Raw genomic sequence first — 15,145 nt, 5'->3', positions numbered from 1 at the left:
GGGCGCGCGTCGGTTCAGGCGCTGCGGGCGTCACCACCGGTGCGCCGGGCGTGCCGGGCCCGGGCGGGCAGCGCCGCCCAGACCGTCACCTCGCCGGGCGCGTCGCGCACGCCCCAGTCGCTGGCCAGCTGGCCGACGATGTTCAGGCCGCGACCGCCGCGCGAGGTCAGCGAGGGGCCGGCGGGCAGCGGCCGGGTGGTCGCGCCGCCGTCGGTGACCTCCAGGGTGAGCACGCCGTCGGCGTGCAGCTGCCAGCGGACCAGCACGCCGCCGTCCGTTCCGCTCCCGTGCTCCTCGCGCTCCCGGCCGCCCGTGGCGGGGTGCGTCCCGGAGGGGACGCCGACCAGCAGCTGGTCCACCACCTCGGCCCGCGCGCCGCGCCCCAGGGCCCGCAGCGGGCCGAGCGGACGGGCGTACCGACAGGCGTTGCTCAGCAGTTCGGAAAGGATCAATACGGCATCATCAATGACCGGCTCCGGTATCTGCCGGTCGCCGAGATCTCGACGCAGTCGGCGCCGTGCGACCCCGACACTCGCCGGGCCGTGCGGCACTGCCATGGTCGATGAAGTCGGCACTTCACGCGCCACCATCAACGCCACCCCCGGACCTCCTTCAGCGTATGCCGAGGGAGAGATGCCCCTTGGTAATGCGTCGGAAACGACCGCCGGACGATCCCGCGAGGACATTTCAAGCGATTGCGACCGAGGGTGGACCTGAGGTCATTCCGTGCTCACCCTGCGTCGCCCCGGTGCATGAATTCCGGCAATAACGGGCCCGGAAGGTTTGACTGCCGACCAGAACGATCAGGTTGTGTCCGGGCTTTGCGGGTGGATTTGCGGGCGGCCCGCCGCCCGACGGCGGATCACCGCCCGAGCTGCGCCAGGACCTCGGCGGGCCGGTTGGTGATGATCGCGGACACCCCGAGCTCCAGGCACAGTTCCACGTCGGCCGGTTCGTCCACGGTCCACACGTGCACCTCGTGCCCCAGCTCGCGCAGCCGCGTCACCAGCTGCGGGCGGGCCCGCACCAGGTCGATGCCCGGCCCGGCGATCCGCGCCCCGCCCGGCAGCGGGGAGCCCGGGCGCAGCCGGCCGAGCAGCGGCAGGGTCCGTTCGAACAGGAACACCCGCCGGTACTCCGGCGCCGAGGCCGCCACCCGGTCCAGCCCCACCGAGGAGAAGCTCATGATCCGGGCCGCTGGGCGCTCGCCCTCCCGGCTCGCGCCGATCTTGAAGCGTTCGAGCGTCCGCAGCAGCTCGGCCTCCACCCGGCCGCGGTAGCGCACCGGGTGCTTGGTCTCGATCGCCAGGTCCACCGGGCGGCCGCAGTCCACCACCAGCTCCAGCAGCCGCTCCAGCCGCAGCACGCCGCGCAGTTCGGGGTCGGTGCTGGGGCGGCCGGTCTTCCAGGCGCCGAAGTCGTACGCCTCCAGCTCGGCCAGCGTCATCGCCGAGACGGTGCCCTGGCCGTTGGAGACCCGGCCGATCCGGCGGTCGTGCACGCAGACCAGCTCGCCGTCGGCGGTCAGCCGGACGTCGCACTCGACCGCGTCCGCGCCCTCGTCGAGCGCGCGCCGGTACGCCGCCAGGGTGTGCTCGGGCAGGGCGTGCGAGGAACCGCGGTGGGCGATCACCTGGACGGGCGGCGTGGTGCGCGCCGCCGTCGAGGACGGGTCTGTGCTGGTCACGGGCCCCACGATAGGCGGCGGAAGTGACGCGCAGGCGAAGACGGCCCCAATCCGCGGGGCCGTCTTCGGTGCCGGTCGGTCAGCTCCGCGCCGTCCTGCGGGTCAGCGGGGTGAGCGCCCAGGTGACCAGGGCCGGCACCAGGAAGGCGAACAGCGAGGCCGACGTCCACTCCTGCGGGGTGAAGTCCAGGGCGTCCTGGGCGGAGGTCCAGAAGTCCGTCCACCAGCCGGCCACCGCGGTCGGCGCGATGAACTGGTAGACCGCGAAGCCCAGCACCCACGGCAGCAGCATCAGGCGGCGCGAGGGCGCGTCGGCGGAGAGGTTCCAGCCGTACCGGCCGGCGCCGAAGAAGTAGTCCACCGCCAGCACCGCCAGCAGCGGCACGAAGACCGAGCCGATCAGGCCGAGGAAGTTGGTGTAGGTGTCGGTGAACTTGTCGATCTGCAGGGCCAGCACGGTGATCAGCAGGCCGATCCCGCCGGTCAGCACCCGGCGGTCCACCTTCGGCAGCAGGTTCTGCACCGACATCGCGGTCGAGTACACGTTGGCGAAGGACTGGTCCGTCTCGCGCAGCACCAGCACCAGCAGGAACAGCCAGCCGGCCCAGACGCCGAGGAAGGAGTCGAAGATCCTGTTCGGGTCGCCGTCGGACTGCAGCAGGGCCATCAGGCCGAGCACGTAGCACCAGACCTGGGCGATCGTGTAGCCGGAGAAGCTGCCCCAGAACGCCGAGCGCGCGGTGCGCGAGTGCCGGGTGTAGTCGGCGGCCAGCGGGACGAAGGAGATCGACACCGCGATCATCGCGTCGGTGGCGCCCAGGAAGCCGTGCCAGTTGCCGGCGCCCGGGTCGGGCACCCCCTGGCGGCCCAACTGGACGGTGAAGTACACCATCGCGACGGCGACCGCACCGGCCACGAAGCGGCGCAGCACCGCGATCGAGCCCAGCGGCCAGATGGTCAGCGCGGTGGTCAGCGCGCCCGCCAGGAGCACGAACAGCCAGCGGTAGCCGTCGGTGTGGGCGACGGTCTGCGCGCCCACCGCGATCGTGAGCAGCTCGAACACGCCCCAGCCGACGCACTGGACGATGTTCAGCACCGTCGGGACGTACGACAGCCGGGTGCCGAACAGCCCGCGCAGGTTCGCCATCGCGGGCGCACCGGTACGGGCCCCGATCAGCGCGGCCACGCCGAGCATCGCGGTGCCGACCACGGTGCCGGCCACGATCGCGGTCACCGCGGCGGCCAGCGACAGCTCGCTGCCCTTGGCGCCGAGCACGGTCGCGGCGGTGGAGAAGCCGATCAGGCTGACGCCCAGGTTCATCCAGAGCGCGAAGTGGTCCCGGAAGCGCAGCGTGCGCGGCGGCTCGGTGTCCAGTACGAGCGGTGCCTCGGCACGCTCCGGGCGGTCCAGGACGGCGGTCGCCGTGTCGGTGGGGCCCGGGCGACCGCTGTCACCGCTGTCACCGTCGTGAGCGGTCGGGGACGGTTCGGGGAAACCCTTGGACGCGGGCGCGCCCGAAGAAGAGGATGGCGAAGCAGGCGACATGGCCGATACTCCCTACGCCGGCATTACCCGGACAGGTTCCGGCGGTCTGCGCCCCCTCGACGGTCCGCCCACGATCCCGTGGCGTACGGTCGACCAGCGCACTCTCAGCCTGGTCGGTCCAAGCTCCCGCGTGTCAGTTGTGAGCGACAGGCTAACCGGCCCGGGGGTGAACGCCAAGGCCACGGGGTGTGCGGCCCGCATCGCGGGACGTCCGGCGGAGGTGGGGGAGCCTCCGGTCGTCGGCCTGGTCGCCGGTTCGGCCGTCGAGTTGCTCGTCGGCTCGGTCGTCGGCTTGGTGATCGGCTCGGTCGTCGGCGCAGGACAGCCTGGTCGGCGGCCCGGCTGTCGGCGGCGGCTAAGGATTCTTATGAGTTATTCAGAGGGGTCCTTACGGCAATCGAATCGGCAGTACGAAAAACTATGGTCCTTGGTTCTGTCAGCTATGGAGGTCGTTCGTGAGCACCGAGCGCGAGGTTGGGCCCACCGGGCCGCAGGGGGAGCAGCCCTCGGGCGGCCAGGCGGCGGCTGTTCCCGCTTCCGACGGCCACGCCTCGGGCGGGCACCAGCCGACACTGGCCTTCGGCCGGGTCCCCGAGCCCGCGGCCGCGCCGGCCGCCGAGGCCGCACCGGCTGAGGCCGCGCCGACCGAAGGCGCGCCGACCGATGGTGTTCCGGCCGAGGGCGGGTACCAGCCCACCGTGGCCTTCACCAAGGTCCCCGCGCCGGAGGCGGCCCCGCAGGCCCCGGCCGCGCCGGTCGCCGACGCGCCGACCGCCCCGGTCGACGCCGCCACCGGCTACATCGACGCGCCGCCGCCCGTCCTGCCGCCCGCCCCGCCGGTCCCGGCCGCGCCGGCGGTACCCGTCGCACCTGTCGCACCCGTCGCCGAGAGCCCGGCCCTGCCGCCGGGTGCCAACCCGTACGCCACCCCGGCCCACGGCGTCCCCGCCGCCGGCCCGCACGACCCGTACGGCACCCCGGCCGCACCCGGCGCGCCCGCCGCGCACCCCGCGCCCGGCCACCACCCGTTCGGCGCCGGCCAGCCGCTCGGCGGCTGGGGCGCCGCCCACGACGCCGGCGGCGGCGCGGGCTACCCGGGCGGCCCGGCCGGACCGCTCGGCTACCCGGCCGACTACCCCGGCGGCCCCGGCGGCCCGCGCAAGAAGCGCGGCGGCCTGGTCGCCCTGATCGCAGCCGTCGCGCTGGTCGCCGGCGTGGCCGGCGGGGCGCTCGGCGTGACCGTCGCGGACCGCAACGACCGCACCAACAGCGCCGACGACCACCGCAGCACCACCGTCCAGGCCAGCAACACCCAGAAGAACGAGCCCGCCCCCGGCTCGATCGCCGGCATCGCGCAGAAGGCGCTGCCCAGCGTCGTCACCATCAAGGCGCAGGGCAACGGCGAGTCGGGCACCGGCACCGGCTTCGTCTTCGACACCGAGGGCCACATCCTCACCAACAACCACGTGGTCGCGCCGACCCTCAACGGCGGCAAACTGACCGTCAAGTTCGCCGACGGCACGTCCTACAACGCGTCCGTGCTGGGCCACGCCGAGGGCTACGACGTCGCCGTGGTCAAGATCGACAACCCGCCGAAGAGCAAGCTGGCCCCGCTTCCGCTGGCCGACTCCGACAAGGTCAACGTCGGTGACGCCACCGTCGCGATCGGTGCGCCGTACGGCCTGGAGTCCACCGTCACCAGCGGCATCGTCAGCGCCAAGGACCGCCCGGTCGCCTCCGGCGACGAGACCGGCGGCCAGTCCTCCTACATGAACGCCCTGCAGACCGACGCCTCGATCAACCCCGGCAACTCCGGCGGCCCGCTGCTCGACTCCAGCGGCTCGGTGATCGGCATCAACTCGGCGATCCAGTCCAACGCCTCCGCCAACGGCCGGGCCGGCAGCATCGGCCTCGGCTTCGCCATTCCGATCAACCAGGCCAAGTGGGTCGCCGACACCCTGATCAAGACCGGCAAGCCGGTCTACGCCAAGCTCGACGTGCTGCGCAACGACGACTACAAGGGCGACGGCGCGCAGATCCAGACCCGCGACATCCAGGGCCAGCCGGCCGTCACCCCCGGAGGCGCCGCCGACAAGGCCGGTCTCAAGCCGGGCGACGTCATCACCAAGCTCGGCGGAGTCCCGATCGACAACGGCCCCGCCCTGGTCAGCCGGATCTGGACGCACAAGCCCGGCGAGACCGTCGACGTCGAGTACACCCGCAACGGCCAGCAGTTCAACACCAAGGTCACCCTCGGCCAGCGGGACGGCGACAGCTGACCCCCACCCGCACGAAACGGTGTGCACCGAACCCCGCCGGACCCGTTAGGCTGACCTCCGCCTGGAGAGCTGCCCGAGCGGCCTAAGGGAACAGTCTTGAAAACTGTCGTGCGGTGACCCCGTACCGTGGGTTCGAATCCCACGCTCTCCGCTGGTTGGAGAACCACCTGCTCAGGGCGGGTGCCGAGATCACTCGGCACCCGCCTTTCGCGTTTGCGGCCGGCGGGGGTTGACCCTGACACGGTGGCAGGGGGTGGAGTGGGGGCACCATGTTGAACATCGGAGACTTCGCCAGCCACGGCCGGGTGTCGGTGCGGATGCTGCGCCACTACGACGCGATCGGGCTGCTGCGGCCCGCCAGGGTGGACCCGGTCAGCGGGTACCGGTCCTACGAGGCGTCCCAACTCGCCCGGCTCAACCGGGTGATCGCGCTCAAGGAGCTCGGCTTCACGCTGCAGCAGGTGCGGGCCCTCCTGGACGAGCAGGTGGACGCGGCCGAACTGCGCGGGATGCTGCGGCTGCGTCGGGCCCAACTCGCCGAGGCGATCGCCGCGGACGAGCAGCGGCTGACCAGGGTGGAGGCGAGGCTCCGGACGATCGAGAGCGAGGGGAGCATGTCCGCACACGACGTCGTGCTGAAGCGGGTGCCGTCCGTCCGGGTGGCCGAACTGACCGCGGTGGCCGCGAGTTATGAGCCGGAGGACATCGGACCGGTGATCGGCCCGCTGTTCGCGGAGCTGTGCCGGCGGCTGGCCGAGGCCGGGATCGCCGGGGCGGGCCCGTCCGTCGCCCGGTACGAGGACGTGCCGGAGGGCGAGGGCACGGTGCTGATCCGGGTGGCCGTCCCGGTCGGGCCGGCGGTGGAGCCGGGCCGGTACGGCTTCGCGGTGCTCGACCTGCCGCCGATCGAGGAAGCGGCGACGGTCGTGCACCGCGGCTCGATGGACGAGGCGATGGGGAGCTTCCAGGAGCTGGCCCGCTTCATCGACGCGAACGGCTACCGCTCGGCCGGCTACGCCCGGGAGCTCTACCTGGAGTGCCCGGACGACCCGGCGCGGTGGGTCACGGAGTTCCAGGAGCCGGTGGTCCGCCGGTAGGCCCTGCCCGGCCGAGGCCCGTGCCCCGCAGATCCCGCCGGGGCCCACTTGCCGGGCCTCCGGCGGGCGGGCAGAGTGCGGTGGAGGCGGCGGGCGGCGAGTGGAGGCGGCGATGGGTGACCTGACGGACCGACTGGCGCAGGGCCTTCCGGCCGGGGCCGTGGTGGTGGATCCGGACGTGACCGCCGCCTACCGCCATGACATGGCCGGCTTCTGCGCCGCCGGTGCGCCCGCCGTGGTGGTGTTCCCGGAGACGGTCGAGCAGGTGCAGCACGTGCTGCGCACCGCCACCGCGCTGCGGGTGCCGGTGGTGCCGCAGGGGGCGCGGACCGGGCTGTCGGGGGCGGCGAACGCCGTGGACGGCTGCATCGTGCTGTCGATGGTGAAGTTGAACCGGATCCTGGAGCTCGACCCGGTGAACCGGATCGCGGTGGTCGAACCCGGCGTGGTGAACGCCGAACTGTCGCGAGCAGCCGAGGAGTTGGGGCTTTCGTACCCGCCGGACCCGTCCAGCTGGGAGTCCTGCACGATCGGCGGCAACATCGGCACCGGCGCGGGCGGGCTCTGCTGCGTGAAGTACGGCGTCACCAGCGAGTACGTGCTCGGCCTGGACGTGGTGCTGGCGGACGGGCGGCTGCTGTCCACCGGGCGCCGGACGGCCAAGGGCGTGGCCGGGTACGACCTGACCCGGCTGCTGGTCGGCTCGGAGGGCACGCTGGGCGTGGTGGTCCGGGCGGTGCTCGCGCTGCGGCCCGCGCCGGCGCCGCAGCTGGCGCTGGCGGCGGAGTTCCCGAGCGCGGACGCGGCGGGCGCGGCCGTCTGCGAGGTGATGGCGCGCGGCCTGACCCCGTCGCTGATGGAGCTGATGGACGCGGTCAGCGTGCGGGCGGTCAACGACCTGGGGCGGATGGGGCTGCCGGAGACGACCCGGGCGCTGCTGCTGGTGGCCTTCGACGGGCCGGACCGGGAGGCCGGGCTGGCGCGGGTGGCGGAGCTCTGCCGGGAGGCCGGGGCGACCGAGGTGGTGCCGGCCGAGGACGAGGCGGAGTCGCAGCTGCTGCTGGAGGCCCGGCGACTGGCGCTGCCCGCGCTGGACCGGTTGGGCACCACGATGATCGACGACGTGGCGGTGCCGCGCTCCCGGCTGGCCGAGATGCTGAACGGCGTGGCGGCGATCGCCGAGCGGCACGCGCTGACCATCGGGGTGGTCAGCCATGCCGGGGACGGCAACACCCACCCGATCGTGATCTTCGACGGCTCGGACGAGGAGCAGGCTGCGCGGGCGCAGCGCTCCTTCGACGAGATCATGGCGCTGGGGCTGGAGCTGGGCGGCACGATCACCGGGGAGCACGGGGTGGGGCTGCTCAAGCGGGACTGGCTGGCGCGCGAGCTGGGGCCGGTCGCGCTGGACCTCCAGCGACAGCTGAAGGCGGTCTTCGATCCACTGGGAATCATGAACCCGGGCAAGATGGTCTGATGGTATTTCCCCCTATTCCAGTACGACTTTCCGATGGTCTGGGAATGGCTAGAAAAGTCGACATGGGAGGGTAGTCGAACTTTTTGGGGGCGCGTTTCCTGATTTCCCTGCGCCGGGGTGGTGCGCCTGGTGGTTCGCGTGATGGCGAAGCGCCCTGCCTGGAGGGTCCTCCGAGAGGTCGCCGTTCGGGCAAAGTGCCAGCTCAGAGAGGCGTGTCGGCGCACTGTCCGATTTTCGGTCCGTTATGCGCAGCCCGGGTGGATATCACGCTAACGGGCGAAAACTGCCCCGCCGACTAGTGCTTTGTCGATTTGTTGCGGAAGTCTGTCTCTCGGCGTCGCAGCCAGCAGGTGTTCGTCTGGCCGGCGAACTCCCGCACCCCTTGCTCGACAATTGCACGATTTACAGCTTCTTGGAGGCTCTCATGGCTCGCATCCACACCCGCCGGGTGGCCGGACTCCTGCTCGCCGCCCCGCTCGCGGCCGGCCTGCTGCTGGCCGGGGCCGGCGCTGCGGCCGCCGACAACGGTGCGGGCGCCGCCGCCGGCTCCAACGCCGGCGTGGTGTCCAACGTCGGCACGGGCAACGTCTTCGGCGGGGTCGACGGCAACTACATCTCCACCCAGCAGACCGCCACCGGCGCCGGCGCCTCGAACCAGAACAACACCCTCGCGGTGAAGGACAACGCGGGCACCATCCTGGCCGGGCAGTCCAACAAGAACATCAACGTCGTGTTCGCCCCGATCTTCCACTGATCCGATCGGGCACCACCGACGGCGGGGGCGCCGGAGGTGGGCGGCCGCGGGTGAGCTGAGCGCTCGCGGAGGGGCTCGAACCAGTCTCCGGGCGGAATTCCCGCCCGGGCGCGGATCAGAACAGCGCATGACCGGCCAGCGGAAAGGGTCGCCGTGAAGCCGGCCTCGTGGGCGGTGCCGCCATCGGTACCGCCCACGAGTGCGTCCGGAGCCGGGCGCGAACCGCACGGGCCCGCTCGTCGCCGGCTGCCAGGCGCCGCCAGCTGTCCGGCACCGCCGACATCGCCGGCTGCCCGACACCGCCGACACCGCTCGGGACCGCCCGCCGAGGCCCGCCCGGACGCCCCGAACGCGTCCAGCGAGGGCCCGCGCCCGGAGCCGTCGGTGCTCGGCGGTACGGTTGCGCTCCGACAGCGCACCACGTGCCCGGGCCCGGGAACCACGGCCCGGCCGGGGCGGCGACCGCGGCAACCGGAAGAGAGGGCGCGCGATGGCGGCGGAGGAGGAGGGCCTGACCGGCCCGGGCGAGGCCTGGCCTGCACCGGAGCCGGATCCGCGACCCGGGCCGGACGCCCGCCGGGAGCCGGCCGAGCACCGGCCCGAGCCGAAGTCCGTGCCCGAGCTGCTGCTCGGCCGCCCGCCGATGGCCCGCCCGCTGCCGACCTTCGACGCCGAGGCCGCGCCCGCCGAGCCCGGCCCGCTGTTCGTGGACTGGCTCGCCACCGCGCTGGCCGCCGGCGTGCCGGACCCGCAGGTGGTCACCCTCTCCACGGTCGACGCGGACGGCCTGCCGGACGCCCGGGTGCTGGTGCTGCGCGACGTCGACGCGTCCGGCACCGGCTGGGTCTTCTCCGCCGCCGCCGACAGCCCCAAGGGCCGCCAGCTGGCCGACCACCCGGCCGCCGCGCTGACCGTCTACTGGCCCCAGCTGGGCCGCCAGGTGCGGGTCCGCGGCACCGTCGAGCGGGCCGCCGACCTGGTCGCCGCCGCCGAGTTCGCCACCCGCTCCCCGGATGCCCGGGTCGGCGCGCTGGTCGGGCGGCAGAGCGAGCCGATGGCCTCGCTCGCCGAGTACGACGAGGCCGTCGCCGTCGCCCGCCGCCGGCTGGAGGCCACTCCGGACGCGGTCGCGGCCGGGCACGCGGTCTACACCCTGTGGGCGCACGAGGTGGAGTACTGGCAGGGCGACGCGCAGCGCCGGCACGTCCGGCTGCGCTACACCCGCACCGGCCCGGTCCGGACCCCGGAGTGGTCGCGCACCCTGCTGTGGCCGTAGCGGTCTGACGGCGCAAGGGCCCGGCCTGGCCGGGCCCCGTCGTCGTGCGGCCCTACCGCCGCCCGGTCAGCGTGGCTCCCACGCTGGCCGCCACCACACAGCCGATCCCGGCCAGCTGCGGCACGCCCAGCAGCTGGCCGAGCACCACCAGGCCGACCAGCGCGCTGACCGCCGGCTCCAGACTGACCAGCACGCTGAACACCCGCTGCGGCATCCGCCGCAGCGCGGTCATCTCCAGTGCGTACGGGATCACCGGCAGCAGCAGCGACACCCCGGCCACCGCGGCCAGCAGTCCCAGCGGCGAGGCGCCGGGCGCGGTCAGCCCGTCCCAGGCCTGGCCGAGCCCGAACGGCGCCAGGGCGAGCGCGCCGACCGTCATCGACACCGCCAGGCCCTGGAAGCCCTGGAAGGCGGCGCCGACCTTGTCGGTGAACAGGATGTACGCGGCGTAGCAGGCGGCGGCCCCGAAGGCGTAGAGCAGGCCGACCGGGTCGAGCCCGCCCCCGTCGCCGCCCTCGCCGAGCAGGGTCAGCAGGACGACGCCGCCGGCGGCGAGCAGCGCCCAGAGCAGGTGGCTGGCGCGCCGGGCGAAGACCAGGGCGACCGCGAGCGGGCCGAGGAACTCGATGGTCGCGGCGGTGCCCATCGGCAGCCGGTCGATCGCCCCGGCGAACAGGAAGGTCATCCCGGCCGAGGCCACGCCCAGCAGGGCCGCCGCGGCGAGGTCGCGCGGGCGCTTGTCGCGCAACCGGGGCCGGGTGACGGCGAGCAGGATGACCGCCGCGAAGCCCAGCCGCAGGAAGGTGGTGCCGCTGACCCCGAGCGGGCCGAACAGCGGCTTGGACAGGGCGATCCCGGTCTGCACCAGGAACATCGCGGTCAGACAGAGAAGCGGCGCCGGGATCCTCTCCGGGCGCCGCAGGACCTTCGGGAGTCGGCCGGTGGGCCGGCCGGGGGGCGCGTCGGGCGGTGCCGTGGAGCCGGGTGCCCCGCCTCGTCGCCAGCTGCCCCGCTCGCCGGCGGGCTCGCCCTGGGGGGCGGGCGGCATGGCAAGCGCCTCGGCGACGGCGGCAGCCGGCATCGGGGCGGTGGTTTCGCTGGGATGGGAGCTGGGCATATGGGCGAGTTTGCCGTAAGGAGTGATGAACGGGCAAGCTCGTTACAACTATCGGGACGGATGTGGACGGGTGCGGCCGAAAGGGTGGGCTCGCCCGGTGCGCCCGGCGTGGTTGCCGCATTCGTCCGATGGTCCGTCAGTAGCAAGGGCGGGTGCGCTATCTCCGCCCCGCGGCCCTGCTCGCCGCCTCCCTCGTGCTCCTGCTGGCCACCGACGGGACGGGCGTGAGCGCCGGGGCCGCCGCCCTCCCCCGCATCCGGGCCCTCACCCTGCCCGACCGGTTCGGCCCGCCCAGGATCCACGACGACTTCACCGGCCCCGCCTTCGACGCCTGCACCGCGCCGCCCCTCGACACCCTGCGGGCCTGGCACGGGGTCTCCCCGTACGGCGCGCTCGGCATCTACGTCAGCGGCGCCCAGCGCGGCTGCGGCCAGCCCCGGCTCACCGCCGAGTGGGTGCGCCAGGCCCGCGCACTGGGCTGGCGCTTCCTGCCGGCCCACGTCGGGCTCCAGGCGCCGTGCAGCGAACTCGCCCGCAAGCCGCGCCGGATCGACCCCGCCCACGCGGTCGAGCAGGGCCGGGACGAGGCCACCGAAGCCGTCCACGCGATGGGCTCGCTCGGATTCGGCAAGGGCGGCCCGGTCTACCTCGACATCGAGGCCTACCCGATGCACGACCCCGCCTGCGGCCAGGCCGTGGTCGACTTCGCCGTCGGCTGGACCCAGGCCCTGCACGCCGCCGGCTACCGCTCCGGCTTCTACTCCAGCCTCGACTCCGGCATCGCCGACCTGGCCGCCGCCGCCCGGGCCGGCAGCTTCCCGCTGCCCGACGCCCTCTGGTACGCCCGCTGGGACGACCGGGCCGACACCGCCGATTCCGGCGCCCTCGGCTCCGACCTCTGGGGCGACCACCAGCGCGTCCACCAGTACCGCGGCAACGTCGAGGAGACCTACGGCGGCGCCGCCCTCACGATCGACCGCAACCACGTCGACGGCCCGACCGCCGGCTGACGCGTCGCCGATCCGTGATCCGGGCAACGGGGCCGGGATACTGACAGCGGGTGGGGCGGGGCGGCACAATCGGGCACGTCCGCGCGCATTACCGCCCGGTAGGTGCCGCAGGCGCAGCCGCCAGTGCCGCCAGGTCAAGGAGGACCCGTGTTCAGCACGATGCAGGACGTCCCGCTCACCGTCGCCCGGATTCTGGAGCACGGGTCCACCATCCACGGCCGGTCCACCGTCACCACCTGGGACGGCACCGGGCCGGTCGTGCGGACGTACGCCGAGGTGGGGGCGCGGGCCGCGCAGCTCGCCCACGCGCTCCGCGACGAACTGGGGGTGACCGGGGACGACCGGGTCGCGACCTTTATGTGGAACAACTCGGTCCACTTGGAGGCGTACCTCGCCGTCCCCGCGATGGGGTCCGTGCTGCACACGCTCAACCTGCGGCTGCCCGCCCACCAGCTGTCGTTCATCGTCAACCACGCCGCCGACCACACGGTGATCGTGGACGGCAGCGTGCTCCCGCTGCTCGCCGCCGTCCTGCCGGACCTCGCCCCGACGCTCCGGCACATCGTGGTGAACGGCCCCGCCGACCGCTCGCTGCTGGCCGGCTTCCCGGGCACCGTGCACGACTACGAGGAGCTGATCGCCGGCCGGCCCACCGCCTACCCGTGGCGCAGCGACCTCGACGAGCGCGAGGCCGCCGTGCTCTGCTACACCTCCGGCACCACCGGGGACCCGAAGGGCGTGCTCTACAGCCACCGCTCGGTGTACCTGCACTGCCTCCAGGTCAACACCGGCGACAACTTCGCCTTCACCCCGCGCGACACCGCGCTGCCGGTGGTCCCGATGTTCCACGTGAACGCCTGGGGCATCCCGCACGCCGCCTTCATGTCCGGTGCCAACCTGCTCATGCCGGATCGTTTCCTCCAGCCCAAGCCGATGGCCGAGATGATCGCCGCCGTCCGGCCCACCGTCGGCGCCGCCGTCCCGACCATCTGGAGCGGCCTGCTGGACGAGCTCGACGCGGGCGACTACGACACCTCCAGCCTGCGCATGGTGGTCATCGGCGGCAGCGCCTGCCCGCCCTCGCTGATGAAGGGCTTCGAGGAGCGCCACGGCATCCGCGTGCTGCACGCCTGGGGCATGACCGAGACCTCGCCGCTCGGCTCCTTCGCCCAGCCGCCCGGCGGCCTCACCCCGGAGGAGGAGTGGCCCTACCGCGTCACCCAGGGCATCTTCCCGGCCTCCGTCGAGGCCCGGCTGGTCGGCCCGGCCGGTGAGCGGATGCCGCACGACGGCGTCGCGGCGGGCGAGCTGGAGGTGCGCGGCCCGTGGATCGCCGGGGCCTACTACGGCGGTGCCGGGCAGGACCCGGTCCGTCCGGACGACAAGTTCTCCGAGGACGGCTGGCTGCGCACCGGCGACGTCGGCACCATCACCGCCGACGGCTACCTGACCCTCACCGACCGGGCCAAGGACGTGATCAAGTCCGGCGGAGAGTGGATCTCCTCGGTCGAACTGGAGAACCAGTTGATGGCCCACCCCGAGGTGGCCGAGGCCGCCGTGGTCGCCGTCCCGGACGAGAAGTGGGGCGAGCGCCCGCTGGCCACGGTCGTGCTGCGCCCGGGTGCCACGGCCGGGCTGAGCGAGCTGCGGGCCTTCCTGGCCGGGCGGATCGCCTCCTGGCAGCTGCCGGAGCGCTGGTCGATCGTCGAGTCGGTGCCGAAGACCTCGGTCGGCAAGTTCGACAAGAAGGTGATCCGCGCCAGCTACGCGGCGGACGAACTGGACGTGACGGTGCTCGGCAAGGAGTAGCCGCCCGCCCGACCGCCGAGGGCCGGCCACCCCCGTTCCAGCGGGGTGGCCGGCCCTCGGCGCGTGCCTGGTGGATCTCGCCGGACCCTCGGCGTCAGGGCGCGGTCAGCCCGCCGCGGCGACGCCCGCCTCGCCCATCGCGCCGATCCGCCCGAGCAGGTCGACGATCCGGGACTGGACGTCGGCGCTGGTCGAGCGCTCGGCGAGGAACAGCACCGTCTCGCCGGTGCGCAGCCGGGGCAGTTCGCGCGGGTCGAGGTCCACCGAGGTGTAGACCACCAGCGGGGTGCGGTGCAGCCGGTCGTTGGCGCGCAGCCAGTCCAGCAGGCCGACCCGGCGGCGGCGGATCTGGAGCAGGTCCATCACCACCAGATTGGGCTGCACGCTGCTGGCCCGGGCGACGGCGTCGTTCTCGTCCACCGCGTGCTCGACGTGCATGCCGCGCCGCTCCAGGCTGCTGATCATGGCGGCGGCGATGTCCGGGTCGCCCTCGACCAGCAGGACGCGCGGGGCGTGGTGCTCGCCGTCGCGCGGCGCGAGGGCGCGCAGCAGCACGGCCGGGTCGGCGCCGTACGCGGCGTCCCGGGTGGCCTGGCCGAGACCGGCGGTGACCAGCACGGGGACGCGGCTGTTGAGCGCGGCGGTGCGCAGCGACTGCAGCGCGGTGCGGGTGATCGGGCTGGTCAGCGGGTCGACGAAGAGCGCCGCGGGGAAGCCGGCGACCTGGGCGTCCACCTCCTCGCGGGAGCGGACGATCACCGGGCGGTAGCCGCGTTCCTGAAGGGCCTGCCGGGTGGCCGGATCGGGCTCGGGCCAGACCAGCAGCCGACGGGCGCTGCCGCCCTCCCCGTTCGAGCCGTTCGAGCCGTTCGGGCTGGCCATGGTCGGCGGCTGCTCGTCGGTCCGGTCGCCGGCGGCGGCGGGCAGTTCGGCCATCGGGCGCGGGGCGGTCCTGGCCTCGGCCGGGACGGGCGGCTGCGGTCCGGCGGCGGGCGTCGGCGAACCGCCGAGCGGGCGCGGCGGCGCGAGCTCGGCGAGGCCGGTGCCGACCGGGCGCGGGCCGGACGGGTCCTCGGCGGCGGTCCTCCGCGCC

The 15,145-nt window shown here is 73.8% G+C and carries 11 protein-coding genes, 1 tRNA gene, 1 pseudogene and 1 riboswitch; of the genes and pseudogenes, 8 read left to right on the top strand and 5 right to left on the bottom strand.

Translation table 11 applies throughout. The features are described from left to right. Nucleotides 1-14: 14 nt before the first annotated feature. From ACFWPT_RS36830 to ACFWPT_RS36820, 3 genes are all read right to left on the bottom strand, one after another. The gene (locus ACFWPT_RS36830; protein ID WP_380378468.1) at nucleotides 15-452 is read right to left on the bottom strand and encodes an ATP-binding protein; all 438 of its coding nucleotides are present in this window, start codon (nucleotides 450-452) and stop codon (nucleotides 15-17) included. A 410-nt stretch (nucleotides 453-862) separates the two neighbouring features. Next, on the bottom strand, nucleotides 863-1,687 hold the full coding sequence (locus ACFWPT_RS36825; RefSeq protein WP_363370665.1) for a glycerophosphodiester phosphodiesterase family protein: 825 nt from the start codon (nucleotides 1,685-1,687) through the stop codon (nucleotides 863-865). A gap of 79 nt (nucleotides 1,688-1,766) precedes the next feature. Then, the gene (locus ACFWPT_RS36820) at nucleotides 1,767-3,233 is read right to left on the bottom strand and encodes a purine-cytosine permease family protein (RefSeq protein ID WP_380487170.1); all 1,467 of its coding nucleotides are present in this window, start codon (nucleotides 3,231-3,233) and stop codon (nucleotides 1,767-1,769) included. Then, nucleotides 3,226-3,373: riboswitch (TPP riboswitch) on the bottom strand. (Overlaps the previous gene by 8 nt.) A gap of 315 nt (nucleotides 3,374-3,688) precedes the next feature. Here ACFWPT_RS36820 and ACFWPT_RS36815 point away from each other — a divergent pair. From ACFWPT_RS36815 to ACFWPT_RS36790, 6 genes are all read left to right on the top strand, one after another. Continuing rightward, on the top strand, nucleotides 3,689-5,512 hold the full coding sequence (locus ACFWPT_RS36815) for a S1C family serine protease (RefSeq protein WP_380378465.1): 1,824 nt from the start codon (nucleotides 3,689-3,691) through the stop codon (nucleotides 5,510-5,512). A 63-nt stretch (nucleotides 5,513-5,575) separates the two neighbouring features. Next, a tRNA-Ser gene (locus ACFWPT_RS36810) sits at nucleotides 5,576-5,663 on the top strand. Nucleotides 5,664-5,781: 118 nt separating this feature from the next. Then, complete coding sequence (locus ACFWPT_RS36805; protein WP_380487168.1) at nucleotides 5,782-6,609, top strand: MerR family transcriptional regulator; 828 nt, start codon at nucleotides 5,782-5,784, stop codon at nucleotides 6,607-6,609. A gap of 112 nt (nucleotides 6,610-6,721) precedes the next feature. Then, the gene (locus ACFWPT_RS36800) at nucleotides 6,722-8,086 is read left to right on the top strand and encodes an FAD-linked oxidase C-terminal domain-containing protein (protein ID WP_363370657.1); all 1,365 of its coding nucleotides are present in this window, start codon (nucleotides 6,722-6,724) and stop codon (nucleotides 8,084-8,086) included. 424 nt (nucleotides 8,087-8,510) lie between these two features. Further along, complete coding sequence (locus ACFWPT_RS36795; RefSeq protein ID WP_363370655.1) at nucleotides 8,511-8,840, top strand: hypothetical protein; 330 nt, start codon at nucleotides 8,511-8,513, stop codon at nucleotides 8,838-8,840. 490 nt (nucleotides 8,841-9,330) lie between these two features. Continuing rightward, complete coding sequence (locus tag ACFWPT_RS36790) at nucleotides 9,331-10,116, top strand: pyridoxal 5'-phosphate synthase (RefSeq protein WP_244293416.1); 786 nt, start codon at nucleotides 9,331-9,333, stop codon at nucleotides 10,114-10,116. 52 nt (nucleotides 10,117-10,168) lie between these two features. On the opposite strand, the gene ACFWPT_RS36785 is transcribed toward ACFWPT_RS36790, so the two are convergent. Then, nucleotides 10,169-11,233: a DMT family transporter gene (locus ACFWPT_RS36785; protein ID WP_371517968.1), complete on the bottom strand. Its 1,065-nt coding sequence runs from the start codon at nucleotides 11,231-11,233 to the stop codon at nucleotides 10,169-10,171. Nucleotides 11,234-11,385: 152 nt separating this feature from the next. Here ACFWPT_RS36785 and ACFWPT_RS36780 point away from each other — a divergent pair, with 152 nt between their 5' ends. Continuing rightward, nucleotides 11,386-12,243, top strand: coding sequence for a glycoside hydrolase domain-containing protein (locus tag ACFWPT_RS36780; protein WP_363370649.1), 858 nt, complete (start codon nucleotides 11,386-11,388; stop codon nucleotides 12,241-12,243). Between the two features lie 147 nt (nucleotides 12,244-12,390). Continuing rightward, complete coding sequence (locus ACFWPT_RS36775; protein WP_380378458.1) at nucleotides 12,391-14,052, top strand: long-chain fatty acid--CoA ligase; 1,662 nt, start codon at nucleotides 12,391-12,393, stop codon at nucleotides 14,050-14,052. Nucleotides 14,053-14,157: 105 nt separating this feature from the next. On the opposite strand, the pseudogene ACFWPT_RS36770 reads toward ACFWPT_RS36775, so the two are convergent. After that, nucleotides 14,158-15,145: pseudogene (locus ACFWPT_RS36770) on the bottom strand (hypothetical protein); the annotation flags it as partial.

The sequence above is a fragment of the Kitasatospora sp. NPDC058478 genome (assembly GCF_042720345.1).
Lineage (GTDB): Bacteria > Actinomycetota > Actinomycetes > Streptomycetales > Streptomycetaceae > Kitasatospora.
This window is presented reverse-complemented; position numbering and strand designations above follow the sequence as displayed.

What these genes read in the sequence shown, in the direction of transcription:
- ACFWPT_RS36800 (WP_363370657.1), top strand. Translation starts at nt 6,722, where the DNA reads ATGGGTGACCTGACGGACCGACTGGCGCAGGGCCTTCCGGCCGGGGCC.
- ACFWPT_RS36820 (WP_380487170.1), bottom strand. Translation starts at nt 3,233, where the DNA reads ATGTCGCCTGCTTCGCCATCCTCTTCTTCGGGCGCGCCCGCGTCCAAG.
- ACFWPT_RS36785 (WP_371517968.1), bottom strand. Translation starts at nt 11,233, where the DNA reads ATGCCCAGCTCCCATCCCAGCGAAACCACCGCCCCGATGCCGGCTGCC.
- ACFWPT_RS36805 (WP_380487168.1), top strand. Translation starts at nt 5,782, where the DNA reads ATGTTGAACATCGGAGACTTCGCCAGCCACGGCCGGGTGTCGGTGCGG.
- ACFWPT_RS36795 (WP_363370655.1), top strand. Translation starts at nt 8,511, where the DNA reads ATGGCTCGCATCCACACCCGCCGGGTGGCCGGACTCCTGCTCGCCGCC.
- ACFWPT_RS36790 (WP_244293416.1), top strand. Translation starts at nt 9,331, where the DNA reads ATGGCGGCGGAGGAGGAGGGCCTGACCGGCCCGGGCGAGGCCTGGCCT.